21 protein-coding genes are annotated in these 17788 nt (G+C 62.0%); 12 read left to right on the plus strand and 9 right to left on the minus strand.

Going from position 1 to position 17788, the window contains the following annotated elements; all coding sequences use genetic code 11:
• The first annotated feature begins 7 nt into the window (after positions 1-7).
• The 3 genes from ACI766_RS21145 to ACI766_RS21155 are packed head-to-tail and all read left to right on the plus strand — an operon-like array spanning position 8 to position 3245.
• Positions 8-1390, plus strand: a complete 1383-nt coding sequence (locus ACI766_RS21145) for an integrating conjugative element protein (protein WP_223720518.1) — start codon at positions 8-10, stop codon at positions 1388-1390.
• Entirely contained in the window at positions 1390-1737 is a 348-nt protein-coding gene (locus ACI766_RS21150) for a hypothetical protein (RefSeq protein ID WP_033867242.1), read from the plus strand. Before ACI766_RS21145 ends, ACI766_RS21150 begins: the two co-directional genes overlap by 1 nt.
• Positions 1734-3245, plus strand: coding sequence for a conjugal transfer protein TraG N-terminal domain-containing protein (locus ACI766_RS21155; protein WP_042931133.1), 1512 nt, complete (start codon positions 1734-1736; stop codon positions 3243-3245). The genes ACI766_RS21150 and ACI766_RS21155 overlap by 4 nt, the downstream gene beginning before the upstream one ends.
• Positions 3246-3269: 24 nt before the next feature.
• Here the strand turns inward: ACI766_RS21155 and ACI766_RS21160 are convergent, their stop codons facing one another.
• Entirely contained in the window at positions 3270-3614 is a 345-nt protein-coding gene (locus ACI766_RS21160; protein ID WP_071536613.1) for a hypothetical protein, read from the minus strand.
• 119 nt (positions 3615-3733) lie between these two features.
• Between ACI766_RS21160 and ACI766_RS21165 the strand changes: the two genes are divergently transcribed.
• Positions 3734-4006, plus strand: coding sequence for a type II toxin-antitoxin system ParD family antitoxin (locus ACI766_RS21165; protein WP_003123374.1), 273 nt, complete (start codon positions 3734-3736; stop codon positions 4004-4006).
• 3 nt (positions 4007-4009) lie between these two features.
• Positions 4010-4360 carry a type II toxin-antitoxin system RelE/ParE family toxin gene (locus ACI766_RS21170; RefSeq protein ID WP_003123375.1) on the plus strand — a complete coding sequence of 117 codons (351 nt, stop codon included), beginning with the start codon at positions 4010-4012 and terminating at the stop codon, positions 4358-4360.
• Between the two features lie 416 nt (positions 4361-4776).
• Here ACI766_RS21170 and ACI766_RS21175 read toward each other — a convergent pair whose 3' ends face one another.
• Entirely contained in the window at positions 4777-5922 is a 1146-nt protein-coding gene (locus ACI766_RS21175; RefSeq protein WP_033972292.1) for an EstA family serine hydrolase, read from the minus strand.
• A 713-nt stretch (positions 5923-6635) separates the two neighbouring features.
• On the opposite strand from ACI766_RS21175, the gene ACI766_RS21180 reads away from it, so the two are divergent.
• From ACI766_RS21180 to ACI766_RS21200, 5 genes are read left to right on the plus strand one after another with little or no spacing between them, the layout of a single operon-like run.
• Entirely contained in the window at positions 6636-7142 is a 507-nt protein-coding gene (locus ACI766_RS21180; RefSeq protein ID WP_003123377.1) for a chalcone isomerase family protein, read from the plus strand.
• A complete protein-coding gene (locus tag ACI766_RS21185) occupies positions 7139-7693 on the plus strand; it encodes a DUF3833 domain-containing protein (protein ID WP_015503637.1) in 555 nt (184 codons plus the stop codon). The genes ACI766_RS21180 and ACI766_RS21185 overlap by 4 nt, the downstream gene beginning before the upstream one ends.
• Entirely contained in the window at positions 7690-7995 is a 306-nt protein-coding gene (locus ACI766_RS21190) for a DUF6482 family protein (RefSeq protein ID WP_033972295.1), read from the plus strand. The genes ACI766_RS21185 and ACI766_RS21190 overlap by 4 nt, the downstream gene beginning before the upstream one ends.
• A complete protein-coding gene (locus tag ACI766_RS21195) occupies positions 7992-9533 on the plus strand; it encodes a cryptochrome/photolyase family protein (protein ID WP_042931136.1) in 1542 nt (513 codons plus the stop codon). Before ACI766_RS21190 ends, ACI766_RS21195 begins: the two co-directional genes overlap by 4 nt.
• Complete coding sequence (locus ACI766_RS21200; RefSeq protein ID WP_015503639.1) at positions 9530-9685, plus strand: DUF2256 domain-containing protein; 156 nt, start codon at positions 9530-9532, stop codon at positions 9683-9685. Before ACI766_RS21195 ends, ACI766_RS21200 begins: the two co-directional genes overlap by 4 nt.
• Here the strand turns inward: ACI766_RS21200 and ACI766_RS21205 are convergent.
• The 7 genes from ACI766_RS21205 to ACI766_RS21235 all read right to left on the minus strand — a co-directional run bounded on the left by ACI766_RS21205 (position 9650) and on the right by ACI766_RS21235 (position 15185).
• Positions 9650-10141 (minus strand): DUF2878 domain-containing protein, encoded by a 492-nt coding sequence (locus tag ACI766_RS21205; protein ID WP_023111836.1) that lies wholly within the window; start codon positions 10139-10141, stop codon positions 9650-9652. The two genes, ACI766_RS21200 and ACI766_RS21205, sit on opposite strands and share 36 nt — an antisense overlap.
• On the minus strand, positions 10141-11409 hold the full coding sequence (locus ACI766_RS21210) for an SAM-dependent methyltransferase (protein ID WP_015503641.1): 1269 nt from the start codon (positions 11407-11409) through the stop codon (positions 10141-10143). The genes ACI766_RS21205 and ACI766_RS21210 overlap by 1 nt, the downstream gene beginning before the upstream one ends.
• Positions 11381-12196, minus strand: a complete 816-nt coding sequence (locus tag ACI766_RS21215) for a DUF1365 domain-containing protein (RefSeq protein WP_015503642.1) — start codon at positions 12194-12196, stop codon at positions 11381-11383. Before ACI766_RS21215 ends, ACI766_RS21210 begins: the two co-directional genes overlap by 29 nt.
• Positions 12193-13440: an NAD(P)/FAD-dependent oxidoreductase gene (locus ACI766_RS21220; RefSeq protein WP_033972298.1), complete on the minus strand. Its 1248-nt coding sequence runs from the start codon at positions 13438-13440 to the stop codon at positions 12193-12195. Before ACI766_RS21220 ends, ACI766_RS21215 begins: the two co-directional genes overlap by 4 nt.
• 3 nt (positions 13441-13443) lie before the next feature.
• On the minus strand, positions 13444-14199 hold the full coding sequence (locus tag ACI766_RS21225; protein ID WP_003123384.1) for an SDR family NAD(P)-dependent oxidoreductase: 756 nt from the start codon (positions 14197-14199) through the stop codon (positions 13444-13446).
• Positions 14196-14618 (minus strand): nuclear transport factor 2 family protein, encoded by a 423-nt coding sequence (locus tag ACI766_RS21230; RefSeq protein ID WP_033972300.1) that lies wholly within the window; start codon positions 14616-14618, stop codon positions 14196-14198. The genes ACI766_RS21225 and ACI766_RS21230 overlap by 4 nt, the downstream gene beginning before the upstream one ends.
• Before the next feature lie 96 nt (positions 14619-14714).
• The gene (locus ACI766_RS21235) at positions 14715-15185 is read right to left on the minus strand and encodes a PAS domain-containing protein (protein ID WP_033972303.1); all 471 of its coding nucleotides are present in this window, start codon (positions 15183-15185) and stop codon (positions 14715-14717) included.
• A 127-nt stretch (positions 15186-15312) separates the two neighbouring features.
• Here ACI766_RS21235 and ACI766_RS21240 point away from each other — a divergent pair, with 127 nt between their 5' ends.
• A complete protein-coding gene (locus tag ACI766_RS21240) occupies positions 15313-16206 on the plus strand; it encodes a MerR family transcriptional regulator (RefSeq protein ID WP_150020360.1) in 894 nt (297 codons plus the stop codon).
• Positions 16207-16577: 371 nt separating this feature from the next.
• Positions 16578-17740 (plus strand): IS3-like element IS222 family transposase gene (locus tag ACI766_RS21245; protein ID WP_086937300.1). Its coding sequence is split into 2 segments (ribosomal slippage): positions 16578-16833 and positions 16833-17740, totalling 1164 coding nucleotides; the frame shifts between segments, so codons are not numbered across the junction.
• The last annotated feature ends 48 nt before the right edge of the window (positions 17741-17788 follow it).

Genomic DNA, 17788 nt, shown 5'->3' on the forward strand with positions numbered 1-17788 from the left:
ACGAATCATGCGAATGAACATCACCTCGGTCGCACTGACGTGGCTGCTCGCAGCGCAACTTGCCCAGGCCGACGACCCGATCAACGTGTCCAAGACCGGCACGGTGCTCAGCGACGAGGTCCTCTACAGCATTGGCGGCGGCAGTGCGGTGAGCATGGGCAGCGCCGGCCAGATGGACTCGATCGGCGTCGGCTTCGGCTGGAACAACGACATGATGTGCGGAAACATGAACCTGAGCACCACCCTGGAGAACCAGCTCAACGGTGCCACACAGGGTTTCCAGAACATCATGGGCTCAGTCATCCAGAACGCGACCGGCGCGGTCATGTCGCTGCCGGCGTTGATCATCCAGCGCGCGAACCCTCAGCTCTACAACCTGATCACCAATGGCATCCTGCAGGCGCGGATCGACTACGACCGCTCGAAAGGGACTTGCAGAGCGATCGCCGAGAAGATGGCTGACATCGCTGGCGAGCAGACCGGCTGGGGGAAAATCGCCGAAGGCCAGGCCCTGGGAGCCACGCTGGCCTCTGGCGGGAAAGACGCCGTATCCGCCCTCGAAGCAGTGGAGAAGAAGGGCGGCAACGATGGCGTAACCTGGGTCGGTGGAGACAAGGCCGGCGGCTCCGGCCAGAAGCCCATTCGCATCGTCAACGACGTGACCCGGGCGGGCTACAACCTGTTGACCAGCCGCTCGGTGAATGACTCGTCGAGCGTGCCTTCCACCAGTTGTAACAACGGCCTGGTCTGCAACACCTGGTCCTCCCCCCAGGAAGCCGCCGCATTCGCCACCCGGGTACTGGGGGAGCAACAGCAACAGACCTGCGAAGGCTGCCAGAAGACGGTGACGGCGGCAGGTGTCGGCCTTACCCCGTTGATCCAGGAGACCTACGACAAGAAACTCCAGTCGCTGCAGGAACTGCTGTCGAAGAGCAAACCACTGACTGCAGAGAATCTGGCTGCGGCCGGCACCGATGCTCTGCCAATTACCCGCGGCGTCATCGAGGCGCTGCGCGACGAGCGTGACCAGGACGTCCTGGCGCGCCGCCTGGCGTCCGATGTCTCCCTGATGGACGTGCTCAGCAAGGCACTGCTACTGCAGCGCCTGATGTTCGCCGGCGCCAAGGAGCCCAACGTCGCCGCCAACGGCCTGGCCACCCAAGCCGTCGATCAGCAGACCAGCCTCCTGCAGCAGGAGATCTCCAATCTCAAGACCGAACTGGAACTCCGTCGCGAGTTGGCCAGCAATTCCCCCATGCGGGTCATCGAGCGCGGGCAACAACGCACCTCAGGGTCCAGTGGCGTGTTCGAGTCGGCGCCCGATGCTGATCGCCTCGATCGCCTGCAGGCCCCCTCTGCCGCCGGCGGCAAGTCGGGAGGGAGACCGTGATGGCAGATACGCTCACCACCCGAAAGCTTATCGGCCAGCTACTGGTCGGAGTGCTGATCGTCATCGGACTGGCAGTGGTCGGTACGCTGCTCAGCCTCTTCGCCCTGAACCACTTCGGTGGCATCCAGGGCCTGGAGGCCTGGCGGCAAAGCAACTACTGGAGCTTGTTCGCCTGGCGGGCGCTGCTGTACTGCGCCCTGGCCATCGCCTGGTTCCGGCTCAAGCAGCGCAAGGAACTGAGCGCGCATGAGCGGCAGCGCATTCGGCGGATCGAGATCCTGGTGCTGTTGCTGGTCCTGCTCATCGAATTCAGCAAAGCCTACTTCCGCACGGGAGGCGCAGCATGACCTTCATGACCAATGACTACCTGGAGTATTACCTCACCCTCCTCGGCTGGATCATCAACAACGGGATCTGGAACATGATCTCGGACACGGGCCTGTTTGCGGTGCCGTTCGCGGCCATCGTAATGCGCGAATGGCTGAAAGTTCGCGGGGAAGGCGCCGACGAGGGCAACAAGGGCGTGCTGTCTCTGGCCCGCATCGAGACGCACATCTACGTCGGCTACATCGTGGTCGCCCTGGCGGGGATCCCGGTCGTCAACGTGAGCTTCGACACCATTGAGTTCGACCAGACTCGCGCCCAGCAGTGCCAATACAATCTGCCGGCACCGGCGGACACCGGCTGGTCGAGCTCCTTCAGCAGCCTGGCCGGCAAGAGTGCGCAGATGCCGCTCTGGTGGGCGATGATGCACGCCCTGTCCAAGGGCTTCACCAGCGGCGCCATCGCGGCCATTCCGTGCGGCACGGATCTGCGGCAGATGCGAATGGAAGTGGACAACACGCGCGTGAACAATCCGCTGCTGGCACAAGAAATCGCTGATTTTTCCAGGGACTGCTACGGGCCTTCCCGTGCGCGGCTGTTCATGCGGCAACCCGACCTGGGCTCCGTCGCCGAGGACAACAAGGCGTTGCAAGACCTGAACTGGATCGGCTCCCGATTCCTGTTGAACACCCCGGGGTACTACGACACCGACTACTCGAAGAGTCCCCGTCAGTCGTGGCCCTACAACGCCACCCGCGATGCCGGCCTGCCTCAGGTGGGCGGTGGTGGCGGCTACCCAACCTGCAAGCAGTGGTGGGCTGACTCAGGGATCGGCTTGCGTGATCGGATCAAGGGCCAGGTGGATCCGGACCTGATGACCAGCTTCCTCAAGTGGGCGAAATGGTTGAACCAGGACGAGGTGACCGAGGCTGTCATTCGCCAGGTGATCTCACCCTCCAGCCAGGTCAAGGGCAACGTCTACACCGATTACGGCGGGCAGGTAGGCGGAACCGTCTGGAATGGACTGGCTCGTGCCGGAGGCACCCTCGGAGTGGCAATGGGCAGCCTGGCCTACTTCCCAGCGATGGATATGGTCCGCCAGGCGCTGCCGATGGTGATGTCGTTCCTGAAGATGGCCATGATCATCTGCATTCCGATGGTCCTGGTCATTGGCACCTATCAACTGAAAGTTGCCATGACGATGACGGTCGTCTTCTTTGCGATGATGTTCGTCGACTTCTGGTTTCAGTTAGCCAGATATATCGACAGCACGATACTTGATGCCTTCTATGGTTCGGGGTCACCGCATCTTTCGTTCGACCCAGTCATGGGGCTCAATACGGCGACTCAAGATGCAATCTTGAACTTCGTGATGGGTTCTATGTTCATTGTTTTACCTCTGCTGTGGATGACAGCGATCGGCTGGTCCGGAATTCAAGCAGGGTCTGTACTGAACGGATTGAGCAGAGGGACCGAAGGTGTTCAAGCCGCCGGCAAGGAAGCAGGAAATAGAGTTAAAAACGCGGTTTGAAAAAGTATAAAGCCATTACCGGGGCTAGTCCCGGTAGTGGTGAGCTGCCTGATAGTCAAACAGCTCTGCTACAGATTCAGTTTCAGCTTGAGAAGTCATTGTTGTGACATCTCGACTTGGAGAATCTTTGGAGACGGTGATATCCCCTTTAACTAAGGCAACCCCCACCAGAAAGACACACAGTAGAGTCATTGATACCCCAGCAAGCCACATAAAGTTCTGTGACACTACAAGAGCTGCTAACAAGAATAGGCTAACTCGCTTAACCCAACGTAGAGCTGGACGGCGATCATGCAGGCAGAAGCGCACAAACGTGCCCAGACCGAAACCGGCCCGGGAGGCGAAACCTTTGCTTGCGTGTGCGTTCATGATCAATCTCCTGGATCCAAAAGGAAGGCATCCTGCTATCCAGCTATACGATGAAATGAGTGAAATGGCAAGCCCTGTGGCATATTATGCCACTAGCTATCTGTGGACTGGAGCATCCCATGGCAACTCGAAACGTCGTCCTTCCTGATCCGATGGAGCAGGACATCAACGAACTAGTGGAGACCGGCCGCTATCAAAACCGCAGCGAAGTCATCCGGGCAGGCTTGCGCCTGCTGCTGCAACAGGAAGCCCAGAATAGCGCCAAGCTCGAAGCCCTCCGCAACGCAACATCCAGTGGGCTGATGCAACTGGAACGCGGCGAGTACGACGAGATCACCAGCGACGACCTGGCCCAATACCTCGACGAGCTCGGCAACCAGGCGAGCCACTGAAGCATGGCCAAGTACCGCATCTCCCATGGAGCCCAAGCGGACATCGTCGATATCCTGCGCTTCACCCACAACCGCTTCGGCGATGCCGCGCGCCGACGTTACCAGGCACTCATAGGGGCGGTGCTGGAAGCAGTTGCGACAGACCCACAACAGGTAGGCAGCATCAGCCGTGAAGAACTGGGAGCTGGGCTGCGCAGTATCCATCTCGTTTACTGCCGCTCGATGCCCAACGTCGGTAAGGTTGTTCGGCCCAGGCACCTCGTCTTCTACCGGGTTGCGACAGACCATGTGCTCGAGGTGGTTCGCGTGCTACACGACTCCATGGATTTGGATCAACACCTGCCTCCTCAATGAGCAGCCGTAGCAGGAGCAAATGGCCCAAAGGGGAAATGGCTTGAAAGGTGAAGGGAATGGTTCACAAGGGTAAAAGCCCTACCCGAAAGGGCCTGCCGGAAGGCAGAAATGGCTACGTTCGCACCGGCGAACGGCAAGAAAGGGCCACCGGTTCACGCCTAGCAACAGGTTCTCTCATTACAATGCGCTAGCTTGATAGAGCGGTGGCAATCGGCCGTTTACTGCCATTTGCAAACTTCACAATTCCGATCTGAAGGTGCGATGTCGATTGGAACAGAGAGCCAAGCCTCACCCCTCTCAGCTACTCAGGAGAAGGAGGTGTTTTGGCGGGCCAATCCTCCCCATAACTGAGCCCTTCTACAACGCCAACCACACCCGGCGCTGACGACCACCACTCTTCCATACATTTATCTATTTCACAGCGCAGCATAGCAGCGCTCCGCCAATGCCCTGGGACGTGGATCCATCAGTACATGGCCGCCCATGGTGGTGGTAACGAAGGCGAAGCTCAGGTTACGTTCCGGGTCGGCAAAGGCGACCGGACCGCCGAGACCGACATGGCCGAACGCCTTCTGCCCCATACAGTACGAGGCCACCGGATCGGCAGCGTTTTCCAACATGCAGCCCAAACCGTAGCGCATCGGCCGGCACAACGTCCGGTCGATGCCACAGCTTTGCTCCTGGTGAAAGTCGCGCAGCAGTTCGGTGCCGATGAGGCGTCCACCCAGCAGAGCGCTGTAGAAGCCCGCAAGGCCATGGGCAGTAGCATGGCTGCAGGCACCAGGTTGGTGGTAGGCCCACCAGCGGGGGTCGCTGGTATTCTTCGAAGACATGCTTGGATTGGTGAACGCTAGGGTAGCGACATCCCCAGGTCGATTGACAATGATTTCGCGCAGCTCCCGGGCGTAGTGTTCACCCTGGCGACCCGCGGCGTACTCGAAGTGAGCGATCCGCTGGAAATCCTCCGCCGCCACGCCCGCATGCACTTCCAGCCCCAGCGATCGGGTGATCCGCTCCTGGATGAAGGCCTGCGAATCCCTACCGTCGACCCGCCTGATCAGCTCACCGAGGATCCACCCGTAAGTCGTCGCGCCGTACCCCAATTCCATCCCCGGAGCCCACCATGCGGGCTCGGCGGCCACCGCCTCCACCATCGCCTCCCAGTCATACATTATTGGGGTTCGATCTGGAGGACGCAACGCGGGCAGGCCGCTGGTATGGCAGAGAACCTGACGCAGAGTAATTCGCTCCTTGCCGTTCTGCGCGAACGCCGGCCAGTAGGCGCACACTGGCACGTCCAGCCCCAGCCGGCCCTCCTCTACCAGCATGAGCGCGGCCACGGCGGTAACTGGCTTGATCACGCAATAGGCGTTAACCAAGGTATCGCGCTGCCAGGGAACCTGCCCATGGAGGTCGGCGACACCCGCCCACAGATCGACGACCGTCCCCCCTTCGACCTGTACGCACAGACCGGCGCCGCGCTCGGCTGGATTGTCGAAGATCGCCTCGAACACCTGGCGGACCTCCTCGAAGCCACTTGCGCAGTGTCCTTTCGCTTCCATCGATGGCCACTCCCATCAAGCCGCAATGCCTTGAAACTCTATCGGCGAAGCGCTGGGGAGAGCTGACCCAGGTCAACCGAGGCTCGGCGTAAGCGCGCTCAACTCCCTGCCTGAACTAGCAGTTGCCTACAGTCTGTGGGGCGTGGTCTCGACGGGCAGCCTAGGATATTCCGTCAGTGGGCCAGGGGGCTGCTGTTGGAAATCTGTGCAGTTCAGGCTGCTGTTTGTGGCGAGGCTTGGCATCTGCAATTACCACTGCAGCCATTGCACCACGATTCGCCCTTTCATAAGAGCGAAAACGTATTGCGGTCGACTGACCCAGTGAATGTTCTGGTGGGTCGCGGATACTCGTAACACACCGCTAAAGACCTTCTAGTAGCCACTCGCAAAGGGCTGCTACCAGCCAGAGGCGAGCGCCTCGGACCAAGCTAGAAAAGCAGGCGTTGTCAGGGCACTGCTAACACCACTCAAGCAAAAAACCAAGTTCGATTTCGCCTTCTGATACCGGTTCGCCTCAAATGCAGCGATCCAGATGAGCCCCGCAGCCGAATGTCCCCAATGCCAAGCCCCACGCAGGGTGGCTCAGTAGCCTGCGAAGAATCATCCCTCGCCAAAATCTGTACATTTGAAAATTTATGTACAATTATTAGCAAAACAAACGACGAGATGCCCCCATGCGTCAGTCATTTCTCCTGCGTGCAATCGGCCTGAGCATGGCGCTGTGGTGTGGCATCTGGAGCGCGCCTGGATGTGCGGAATGGCAGCGGGATCTGCCGGATGCCGTGCAGATCGGGCAAGGGCAGTTCACCTGGTACGGTGTTCCGATCTACCACGCGAGCCTATGGAGCGCGGCCAAGCCGGCCGGATGGGAACACCCCTTCGCGCTGGAACTGGTCTATCGGCGAGACCTGTCGCTGGAAACGCTGGTGCAAAGCAGTGTTAACGAAATGCAGCGTCTGGGTGCCAACGACGAGCGCTTACTGACACGCTGGGCCGCCGAAATGCGCAAGGCCTTCGTCGATGTGCGCGCCGGACAAAGGATCACCGGTGTCTACCTGCCTGAACAAGGCTGCCGGTTCTACGTCGATGGAGCGTTTCGGCACGCGGTGGCGGATAGCGGATTCGCCCGGGCGTTCTTTTCGATCTGGCTGGACCGGCGTACACGCAATCCCGAACTGCGCCGGGAGTTGCTGGGCCTGAACGGAGTGGACGAATCATGAACCTGAACTTCCGCTTACTTCTCCTCTCGTGCTGTCTCCTGCTGGGCAGTTGCGGCAACGTCGGGGTCGAGAGATATACCGCGCAGCGTCCCTCGCTGGACCTGCCGGCATTCTTCTCCGGCCCAGTGCAGGCCTGGGGCATTTTCCAGAAGCCGTCCGGCGAAGTGGTCAAGCGTTTCAAGGTGGACATCACCAGCCGCCGCGAGGGCGAGCGGCTAATCCTCGACGAGCGCTTCCTGTATAGCGATGGCACCCGCCAGCAGCGGGTCTGGACCTTGACGCCAGAGGGGCACGGGCGCTGGCTTGGGCGCGCCGCCGATGTCGTCGGCGAGGCGTCCGGGGAAATCGCCGGCAATGCCCTGCGCTGGCGCTATCGTCTGAACCTGGAGGTGGATGGCCGGACCTGGGAAGTGAGCTTCGACGACTGGATGTACCTCATGGACGAAGACACCCTGATCAATCGCTCGAGCATGAGCAAGCTGGGCTTCGAGCTTGGCCAGGTGACGCTGTTCTTCCGCCGCCAGGCTGGCGCACCGGGGAGCATCAAATGACGTTGCAGGAACTCCATGAGGCCGCGGCGGCCGGTCGGGTCGAAGGCCTCGACGTCGTCTCCCTGGAAGGCGGCTTTTACATCGTCCAGGTGCGCCAGGCCAACGGCCTGAAACGACTCTGCGACGAAAGCGGACAGGTACAGCACCTGCGCTCCACCACCCAGGTCCGCACCTTGCTGGCCGAGCTTGGACCGCTCCCCTGTGAACTGATCCAGCACTGCGTCCACGACGAGATGGGCGCCGCCCGTGAAACAAACGTGCAGCCTCTGCGCATCCCGATCGCCCTGAGGCCATCGTCGTGACGCACAAGGCACGGCGGCTGGGGCTGCTACTGGGCGACCAGCTCAGCTTCGATCTGTCGCTGTTCGATGCACTGGATCCGGCCCAGGACACGATACTCATGGCGGAGGTGAATGAAGAGGCGCGCTACGTGCCCCACCATCCGCAGAAGATCGTGCTCATCTTCAGCGCCATGCGCCACTTCGCCCAGGCGTTGCGGGAACGCGGCTGGCGAGTGATCTACACCAGGCTGGACGATGCCGACAACAGCGGCAGCATTGCCGGCGAGGTGCTTCGCTGGCATGCCACCCTGGGTGAACCGGCCGTGCATTTCACCGAATGCGGCGAGTGGCGACTGGAGCAGGCGCTGCGCCAGTGCGGGATACCGCTGGCCTGGCATGAAGATCGCCGCTTTCTCTGCTCCCGAGCCGAGTTCGTCCACTGGGCGGGCAATCGCCAGACGCTGCGCATGGAGCATTTCTACCGCGTGATGCGCCGGCGCACCGGCCTGCTGATGGAGCCCAGTGGCCAACCTGTCGGCGGGCACTGGAACCTTGACGCCGACAACCGCAAGCCCTTGCCCCGAGGAACGGCAGGGCCGTTCGCGGCACGCTTCGGCCAGGACTCCATCACCCGCGAAGTGATGACGCTGGTGGCCGAATATTTCAGCAACCATTACGGTCGCCTCGACAGCTTCGACTATCCGGTGACTCACGAGCAAGCCCGGGAACTCTGGCGGCACTTCCTGGAGTTCGCTCTGCCGGCGTTCGGCGACTATCAGGACGCCATGGCCGAGGGTGAGCCTTATCTCTTCCATGCGCGCATCAGCGCTGCGCTGAACATCGGATTGCTCGACGTTCGCCAACTGGCGGCGGACGTCGAAGAGGCCTATCGCCAAGGGCAGGCCCCGCTCAACGCGGCGGAGGGATTCATCCGCCAACTGATCGGCTGGCGCGAATACGTCCGCGGCATCTACTGGCTGCGCATGCCGGATTACGCGGAGCTCAACGGTTTCGGGAATCGCCGGCCGTTGCCCGCATTCTACTGGACCGGCCAAACGGACATGCGCTGCATGGCCCAGGCGATCGGCCAGACCCTGGAGCTGGGTTACGCGCACCACATCCAGCGGCTGATGGTCACCGGCAATTTCGCCCTGCTGGCTGGCATCGCGCCGGCGGCCATCTGCGACTGGTACCTGGCGGTCTACCTGGACGCCTTCGATTGGGTCGAGTTGCCCAACACGCTGGGCATGGTGATGCACGCCGACGGGGGCTACCTCGGGTCGAAACCCTACTGCGCAAGCGGCCGCTACATCCAGCGGATGTCCGATCACTGTGGCGCCTGCCGCTACCGAGTGGACAAAGCCACGGAAGACGACGCTTGCCCGTTCAACGCGCTCTACTGGCATTTCCTCATGCGGCACCGCGACCGTCTCGGGCACAACCCTCGCCTGGCCATGCCCTACCGTAACCTGCAGCGCATGGGCGATGAGCGCTGCCTCGCCCTCTGGCAACGCGGCGAAGCGCTGCTGAGACGTCTGGACGCGGAGTTGCCGCTATGAAGAAAGCCCATCTGCCGGAAAAGACCTGTGCTGTCTGCGGCCACCCCTTCACCTGGCGGCGACGCTGGGCAAGATGCTGGAATGACGTTCGCTATTGCTCCGAGCGCTGCCGGCGCTCACCAGCGAAGCGCCAGCTTCAGCATCAGGGGTAGCCAGACGGCCCAGACCAGCGCCAATACCACGGCTGAGGCGCCATTGCCCCAGGGCAAACCGACACCGGCCAGCGATGCGCCGCCCCAGTAGGCCAACGGCCCACCCGCCGCGCCCAACAGGCCTCCCCACCACGCGGGGCTCGCGGCCCATGCAAGACAGTGCCGCAGACCGCTGGCGAACACCAACCAGAGCAACGCCAGCCATACCGGTAGGATTTCGCCATGAAAATCGAACAGGCCGAGCACACCCAACAGCACATCCAGCACACAACCCGCCACGCCAACCGTGAGGATTGCCAGGCACTCCCCTGCCCTTTGCCGACACAGCCAGAGATGCGCAATCAGCCCGGCCGCCACCGCCGCAAGCAAGGCGACATGTTGCGCCCCCAGCACGCACCCCCACCACCCCAGCTGCAGCCACAGGGCATTGCCAATCAGCCAGCCGCGGCTAGACATCAGGCTTCCAGATGATCCACCAGGGCCGCCTTGCGCGCGGCCGGCCCCGCCCATAGCAGGTGCGCCACGCCGATGGCGCGCTCCTCGAAGCCGCCCTGGCAGTAGCACAGGTAGAACTCCCACAGGCGCTGAAAGTGCTCGTCATAACCCAGTTCCAGCAACTCGGCACGCGACTGGCGCAGGTTCTCGCGCCAATGCCGCAACGTACGGGCGTAGTCGGCGGCGAAGTCTTCGAGCTGCACGAGGTTGAGCTGCGTGTGGTTCGTGGCGGTCTGCAACAGTACGGTGATCGATGGCAGCGCACCGCCGGGAAAGATGTAGCGCTGGATGAAGTCTACCGAGCGACGAGCCTGCTCGTAGCGCTGGTCGCGGATGGTGATGGCCTGCAGCAGCATCAGTCCGTCATCCTTGAGCAGCGCCGCACAGCAACGAAAGTACTCGGGCAGGTAGCGATGGCCGACGGCCTCGATCATTTCGATGGAGACCAGCTTTTCGAAGCGCCCGCGCAGGTCGCGATAGTCCTGCAGCAGCAGCGTGACGCGATCCTCCAGGCCGTAATGACGGATTCGTCGCTCGACACAGGCATACTGCTCCCGCGAGAGCGTCGTCGTCGTCACCCGACAGCCATAATGCGTCGCGGCGTGGAGCGCCAGGCTGCCCCAGCCGGTGCCGATTTCCAGCAGGTGGTCCTCCGGTCGCAGGTCCAGCTTGCGGCAGATGACATCGAGTTTTTGCAGTTGCGCCTGTTCGAGGCCCTGCTCAGGGCTGGAGAAGATCGCCGAGGAGTACATCAGGGTGGGGTCGAGCAGGCGCTCGAACAGGTCATTGCCCAGGTCGTAATGGGCCATGATGTTGCGCTGCGAACCGCGCCGGCTGTTGCGGTTCAGCCAGTGCAGCAGCCTGAGCGCCGGGCGCCCCAGCCTGGCCAGTCCACCCTCCAGCGCATCGAGTGCGTCCAGGTTGGCGACGAACAAGCGGGTCACCGCCGCCAGGTCCGGACTGCTCCAGTAGCCCTGGATGTAGGCCTCGCCAGCACCGATCGAACCGTTGCAGGCAACCATGCCCCACAACGCCTCGTTCCGCACGTCGATCACCGCTCGCAACGGACTGAGCCGGTCACCGAAATCCAGCACGGTTTCCCCATGACGCACCTGCAACCAGCCCTGGCGCAACAGGCGCAGGCGCCCCATGACTGCCTGCCGCAGCAGGCTTCCCGCCAGCGGGGCAGTGATTAGGGCCTTACCGGCGCTCAGGGTGGGGTCGGTCATGGTCGGACTCCTTCTGTACGATGTGCCCGACACTCAGGCAGTCAACGCTTGCCTGGTGGTCATGCACGGGAATGCGTTTGAGCAGCAGGCGCAGGGCCTGCCAGTAGATGGCGGTGACGGTGCGCAGGCTCATCCAGGGGAAAGCCAGCAGATGACGGCGCAGCGCAGCGGCGTCGAGCGTCTGGCGTTGCAGGTCGAGGCTGGCCTGGAACATCAATTGCTCCTCATGCCAGTTCTCCATGTGCACGTGCACGCGCGACTCCCCGATCAGGAAGCGCATGCGGTATTGCATGTGCCGTGGTAGGAAGGGGGATACGTGAAACGCCTTCGCCACCGCAAACTCCTGCGGTGCGCCAGACGCAACGGCAAACACGTAGTGAAAGCGCTCCCGCCAGGGCGTGTTGCGCACCTCGCAAAGAATGGCGGCCAGACGGCCATCGGCGTCATGACAGAAATAGAAGCTGACCGGGTTGAACCACAGCCCCCAACTGCGCAGTTGGGTCAGCAACTCGATTCGCCCCGTGGGCGCTTCGCCCAGGGCCTCGCGCAACAGACAACGTACCGCCTCCGCCAGCGGCAGCCCCTGGCTCGTCCATGCCGGCAGATAATCGCGTTCATCCCAGCTCAGCGGCGCGAACCGGTTAGCCCGCAGCAACGGAGAGAGCTGCAGTAGCTGCGGCTGTTCTGCAAGGTCCAGCAGGATCATGCCGACCGGATAGCGAAAGGCGTGCAACCGCGGCAGGACCCGCCGGTGGCTGACCCAACCGCGGCACAGGCAGCTGTTCACAGCTGCTCTCCGAAGTGATCGGCCACTTCCAGTGCACTGACCACGCCGTCCTCGTGGAAACCGTTGCCCCAGTAGGCACCGCAGAAGTAGCTGTGGTGATGCCCCTGCAACTCGGCGCGGCGCGCTTGTGCCGCCACGCCCGCCAGGCTGAACTGGGGATGCGCATAGTCGAAGCGCGCCAGCACCTGGGTCGGATCGATCTGCTCGCTCTGGTTGAGACTGACACAGAAGGTCACCGGCGCCTCGATGCCTTGCAGAATGTTCATGTCGTAGGTCAGCGCGGCCGGCGCCTGCGTCGGCCCACCGAGCCGGTAGTTCCAGCTCGCCCAGGCAAGACGTCGTCTGGGCAGCAGACGCGTGTCGGTGTGCAGGACGACCTCGTTGCTGGCGTATGTCAGCGCGCCGAGCACATCGCGCTCTTGCGGCGTAGGGGAGTCCAGCAGGCCCAGGACCTGGTCGCTGTGACAGGCGAACACCACCTTGTCGAAACGTTCGCAGCCGGCGGCACTGAGAATCTCCACCCCCTGCCCGTCCCGCTTGACCCGTTGCACCGGGCAAGACAGCCGAATGCTCTGGCGAAAGCTCGCGCTCAAGGGGGCTACGTAACTCCGTGACCCACCTTCCACCACCCGCCACTGAGGCCGCTCGCTGACGGAAAGCAAACCGTGATTGGCGAAGAAGCGCACGAAGAACTGCAGCGGGAAATCCAGCATGCGCTCCGGCGACATCGACCAGATGGCGGCGCCCATGGGCACGATGTAATGATCGATGAAGCGGGCGCCATAGCCATCGGCTCGCAGATAGTCGCCCAGCGTCAACGACGCTGGAATGCGTTGTTCGGCCAGATCCTCGAGGGCCGTGCGATTGAATCGGAGAATGTCCCGCAGCATTCCCCAGAAGCCCGGAGACAGCAGATTGCGCCGCTGGGCGAACAGCGTGTTTAGGTCATGGCCGTTGTACTCCAGCCCGCTGGCCGGATCGTGCACTGAGAAGCTCATCTGCGTGGGCCGCGACGCGACGCCCAGGTGTTCCATCAGTTGGATGAAACGCGGATAGGTCCAGTCGTTGTAGACAATGAAACCGGTATCCACGGCGTAACGCCGCCCCTGCCAATCGATGTCGACGGTGTGGGTATGCCCGCCAATCCAGTCGGCAGCCTCGAAGACGGTCAGCTCGTGCTGACGAGCCAGCAGGTAGGCGCAGGTCAGCCCGGAGATGCCGCTGCCAATGATCGCGATGCGCATGGCTCAGGCCTCCGCCGGCGGACGCGCCAGGCGCCGCCCCAGGCCCAGGCGCCAGCGCGCCGGCAGCCGGCCCAGCAGCTTCAGCGCCAGAACGAAGGCAAACGGGAAGGCGATCTCTAAAGGGCGGGAATCCAGCCTCGCGACGATATGTTCGGCGGCGCGCCGGGCTGGCCACAGCATCGGCATGGGAAAGTCATTGCGCCGTGTCAGCGGTGTGTCGACGAAGCCAGGACTGACTAGGGTGAGGTCGACACCCTCCTCCGCCAGATCGATCCGCAACGACTCCACCAAGTACCGCAAGCCCGCCTTGGAGGCACCGTAGGCACCGGCACGCGGTAGGGCCAGCCAGGTCACCGCACTGCCGATGATCACCAGATGCGGGCGCTGGCAGTGGCGCAGCAAGGGCAACGCGGCCTCGATGCAATTCGCCGTCCCGATGAGATTGGTCGTGACAACGCGCCGCACCAGGGCGGCGTTGAAGAGCCCAGGCTCCAGGTATTCGCAGGTTCCGGCATTGAAGATGACACGATCCAGACCGCCCCACGCCTGCCCAATGGAGCGGGCAGCCACGGCGACTTGGTCCGCGTCCGCGATATCCGCGGCGACTATCAGCACCTGCCCCGGATAGCGCTGCGCCAAGGTCTCGAGCGATTCCGCCCGGCGCGCCGTCAGCGCCAGGTGGTGACCGTCCGCGAGCAGCCGTTCGGCCATGGCAGCGCCCATGCCGCTGCTGGCCCCGGTCAGCCAGACGCGGGTCATGCCAGCCTCCGCTTGAGCCAGCCGATGACGCCGCCCATTACCGGCAGATGCTCGTAAAGCAGCGCTCCAGCGTCGAAATAATCCCGGTGGTAATCGACCCGCTCGCTCCATCGCAGAAAGCTGCAGCCATCCAATGAGATCAGTCCGCCGCCAGCCAGCCTCGCGTGGCGAAAGTTCAAGGTCCAGCGCAGGTATCCGCTGCCCTGCGCGACTTCGTCAAAACCATGGAAGTCGTAGCGCAGTTCGCGAACATTGAGGTAGATCGATTCGAAATAGCGGCGCAGCTCGGCTAGCCCTTCCACCCGGTGCAGCGGGTCCTGGAAGTGCACATCCTGGCTATACAGCTCATCCAACCGATGAAGGCTCGTGGCATCCAGCGTGGCAAAACGTTCGGCGAAGGGCTGCAGGAACGAAGACATGGGAAGCTCCGATAATTTCTGTACAGATTAAAATTTCTGTACAGGCATGATCGAAGCCTACGGCAAAAATTGTACAAATCAAGAGATTTTGTACAATTATTTTGGTACAAAACTGTTCCTTCCCTGCTCGGCGGTAGCCAATTGACGCTTGAGCTCGGCCACTTCCGCCTCCAGTTGCCTGACCCGCTCCAGCGCCGCGACCTCAGTACTGACATCGCGCTGGATGCCGATGAAATAGGTGAGGTGATCCGCCTCGTTGCGTACCGGCGTGATGGAGAGTTCGTTCCAGAACGGCGTGCCATCCTTGCGGAAGTTGCGCAGCACCTCGCGGCAGGGTTGGCCACTGCTTATTGCTTCGCGGATAGCCGCCAGCCCTGGTTGCTGCCGCTCAGCTCCCTGGAGAAACCGGCAATCGCGGTAGAGAATGTCATCCACGGCATAGCCGGTCAGGTGCTCAAAGGCGCGATTTGCGTAGATAAGGATGCTGTCATCACCCTCCTGCTCAGCCACCACGACACCGTCGTTGGAGGCTTCGACCATCAATTGCAGCAGCTTGGCGTTGATCATCGCGGCGTTCCCGTCCGGTTTTTAATCATCTGCCTAGGGTAGTCGGCTAGCTTCGCGATGCCCAGCGCGCTCATGGGCGTAGGCGCTGGTTTACAATCCCCGTACCTTCGCCTCCCCTGGCCGCGCCATGAACGACATTATCGACACTGACCTGCTGCCCATGCGTGAGATCGTGCGCCTCACCGGCGTCAATCCGGTAACCCTGCGCGCCTGGGAGCGACGCTATGGTCTGGTGAACCCGATACGCACCGAGGGAGGCCACCGCATGTATACCCGAGGCGATCTGCAGATCATCCTGGACATCCTGCTCTGGTCCAGCCGGGGCATTGCGGTCGGCAAGATCGGCGAACTCCTCGCCAAATCCAGGCGCCCAGAACCGGAGCAGGCCGACGACGAACTGCTGCAATGGCGCGAAGCGTTCGAGCGGGCCAGTGCAGCGTTCGACCTAGATACACTCGATCGTCTTTACGGCCAGGCCTACAGCCTCTACCCGATCCTCACCCTGCTAGAGGACATCCTCCAGCCACTGTGGCGCTCCCTTCTGACGCTCAATACCTTTGGCTCCCGCAGCCAGTGGCTATTTCTCGATGCCTTCCTGCGCTCCCGTGTCCTCATGCACCTGCAGATGAGCCGCACGAGCGAAGCCTACGTCTTGCTGTCGGACGCCACAGGAAATCTCCGGGAGTTCGAATTGCTGGCGATGGCACTTATGCTCAGCAACGATGGAGTCCAGGTCCGGCCCCTTTCACCAGGCGCGCCACTGGAGGAATTGCCATTGCTCTGCCAAGCGATGCAGCCAGCCGCCCTGGTGCTTTTGGCCCATGTCGCGCTGGCCGGCGAAGGGTTCAAACGCCTGGAGCGCCTGCAACTGGCTATTGACTGCCCGCTGGCAGTGACCGGAGAGGCGGCGCAGGACATAGCGAGCGAGCTACGCGGCGTCCCTCTCACCGATCTCGGCAACAGCCCGACAGACGCTCGGCGTCGCCTGCGCGCTTTAGTGCAGGGAAAATTGCAGCTCTGAGTCGCCACTTCTGAATCGCGGGAACCGCCGACGAATCGAGAGGAGGCCGCCCCCTCCTGCGTCTTCGGACCTTCTCTATGAGGTGCATGCTGCCGCTGGCTGAGAGCAGCTATCGGCCAAAAGCGGCCTGTTGCACAGATCAGAACCTACAGCTGTCGCCCCTTAATCGGTACTGAAGAGCTCAAATATGCCGAGGTAGGTTACGCCACCTGTCTGTTAACAGGCGATCACAAACCTCCCTATCAGACGCTCGATGCACACATCAATCACCGAGACAGCTAGCTGAACACTGCTGTAAGCAATGCCTGTAGTGGTCTACTGATCCCGGACACCGATTTAGGCGAAAATCCTTGCCGTGAGAGAGGTGCCTGATGAGCAAGCAACGACGTACGTTTTCCGCCGAGTTCAAACGAGAGGCCGCGGCCCTGGTGTTGGACCAAGGCTACAGCCATATCGACGCCTGCCGTTCGCTGGGGGTGGTGGATTCGGCCTTGCGCCGTTGGGTGAAGCAGCTCGAGGCGGAGCGCCAGGGTGTGACCCCGAAGAGCAAGGCGTTGACGCCTGAGCAGCAAAAGATCCAGGAGCTGGAAGCCCGGATCAACCGGTTGGAGCGGGAGAAAGCGATATTAAAAAAGGCTACCGCTCTCTTGATGTCGGACGAACTCGATCGTACGCGCTGATAGACCAGTTGAGTGAGCAGGAGTCGGTGGAAGTGGTCTGTTCAGCTTTCGATGTGGCGCGGTCTTGCTACTACGTCCACCGTCTTCGACGGCGGCGTGTCGATGCTCGCCGCGTGGCGCTACGCAGCCAGGTCAACCAGTTGTTCAGCCAGAGTCGGGGCTCGGCCGGCAGCCGCAGCATTCTGGGCATGCTGCGCGAAGAGGGCGTGACCATCGGCCGTTTCCGAGTGCGTAGGTTGATGCGTGAGCTGGGCCTGGTCAGCAAGCAACCGGGCTCGCACGCCTACAAACAGGCCACGGTTGAGCGGCCGGATATCCCGAATCGGCTGAACCGCGAATTCGCGACCGAGCATCCCAATCAGGTGTGGTGTGGCGACATCACCTACGTCTGGGCGCAAGGCCGTTGGCACTACCTGGCCGCGGTGCTGGATCTGCATACCCGGCGGGTGATCGGCTGGGCGTTCTCGGCCAAGCCGGATGCCGAACTGGTGATCAAGGCCCTGGACATGGCCTACGAACAGCGCGGCAAGCCACAGCAGGTGCTGTTCCATTCAGACCAGGGCAGCCAGTACGCCAGCCGCCTGTTTCGGCAACGGCTCTGGCGCTATCGGATGCAGCAGAGCATGAGTCGCCGAGGGAATTGCTGGGATAACTCGCCGATGGAGCGCCTGTTCCGCAGTCTGAAGTCGGAGTGGGTCCCGTCAACGGGTTACCTGACGGCGCAGGAGGCCCAACGGGACATCAGTCATTACTTGATGCACCGCTACAACTGGATCAGGCCGCATCAATTCAACGACGGGTTACCACCTGCGGTGGCCGAAGAAAAACTCAACCCACTGTCCGGGATGGGTTGACCACTACAATAAGACCATGTCGCCTATGTGCATTTTCCGGAGCCTAAC

The sequence above is a fragment of the Pseudomonas sp. DL genome, assembly GCF_047199225.1.
GTDB classification, from domain to species: Bacteria; Pseudomonadota; Gammaproteobacteria; order Pseudomonadales; family Pseudomonadaceae; genus Pseudomonas; species Pseudomonas aeruginosa.

What these genes read in the sequence shown, in the direction of transcription:
- ACI766_RS21145 (WP_223720518.1), top strand. Translation starts at nt 8, where the DNA reads ATGCGAATGAACATCACCTCGGTCGCACTGACGTGGCTGCTCGCAGCG.
- ACI766_RS21150 (WP_033867242.1), top strand. Translation starts at nt 1,390, where the DNA reads ATGGCAGATACGCTCACCACCCGAAAGCTTATCGGCCAGCTACTGGTC.
- ACI766_RS21155 (WP_042931133.1), top strand. Translation starts at nt 1,734, where the DNA reads ATGACCTTCATGACCAATGACTACCTGGAGTATTACCTCACCCTCCTC.
- ACI766_RS21160 (WP_071536613.1), bottom strand. Translation starts at nt 3,614, where the DNA reads ATGAACGCACACGCAAGCAAAGGTTTCGCCTCCCGGGCCGGTTTCGGT.
- ACI766_RS21165 (WP_003123374.1), top strand. Translation starts at nt 3,734, where the DNA reads ATGGCAACTCGAAACGTCGTCCTTCCTGATCCGATGGAGCAGGACATC.
- ACI766_RS21170 (WP_003123375.1), top strand. Translation starts at nt 4,010, where the DNA reads ATGGCCAAGTACCGCATCTCCCATGGAGCCCAAGCGGACATCGTCGAT.
- ACI766_RS21175 (WP_033972292.1), bottom strand. Translation starts at nt 5,922, where the DNA reads ATGGAAGCGAAAGGACACTGCGCAAGTGGCTTCGAGGAGGTCCGCCAG.
- ACI766_RS21180 (WP_003123377.1), top strand. Translation starts at nt 6,636, where the DNA reads ATGGCGCTGTGGTGTGGCATCTGGAGCGCGCCTGGATGTGCGGAATGG.
- ACI766_RS21185 (WP_015503637.1), top strand. Translation starts at nt 7,139, where the DNA reads ATGAACCTGAACTTCCGCTTACTTCTCCTCTCGTGCTGTCTCCTGCTG.
- ACI766_RS21190 (WP_033972295.1), top strand. Translation starts at nt 7,690, where the DNA reads ATGACGTTGCAGGAACTCCATGAGGCCGCGGCGGCCGGTCGGGTCGAA.
- ACI766_RS21200 (WP_015503639.1), top strand. Translation starts at nt 9,530, where the DNA reads ATGAAGAAAGCCCATCTGCCGGAAAAGACCTGTGCTGTCTGCGGCCAC.
- ACI766_RS21205 (WP_023111836.1), bottom strand. Translation starts at nt 10,141, where the DNA reads ATGTCTAGCCGCGGCTGGCTGATTGGCAATGCCCTGTGGCTGCAGCTG.
- ACI766_RS21210 (WP_015503641.1), bottom strand. Translation starts at nt 11,409, where the DNA reads ATGACCGACCCCACCCTGAGCGCCGGTAAGGCCCTAATCACTGCCCCG.
- ACI766_RS21220 (WP_033972298.1), bottom strand. Translation starts at nt 13,440, where the DNA reads ATGCGCATCGCGATCATTGGCAGCGGCATCTCCGGGCTGACCTGCGCC.
- ACI766_RS21225 (WP_003123384.1), bottom strand. Translation starts at nt 14,199, where the DNA reads ATGACCCGCGTCTGGCTGACCGGGGCCAGCAGCGGCATGGGCGCTGCC.
- ACI766_RS21230 (WP_033972300.1), bottom strand. Translation starts at nt 14,618, where the DNA reads ATGTCTTCGTTCCTGCAGCCCTTCGCCGAACGTTTTGCCACGCTGGAT.
- ACI766_RS21235 (WP_033972303.1), bottom strand. Translation starts at nt 15,185, where the DNA reads ATGATCAACGCCAAGCTGCTGCAATTGATGGTCGAAGCCTCCAACGAC.
- ACI766_RS21240 (WP_150020360.1), top strand. Translation starts at nt 15,313, where the DNA reads ATGAACGACATTATCGACACTGACCTGCTGCCCATGCGTGAGATCGTG.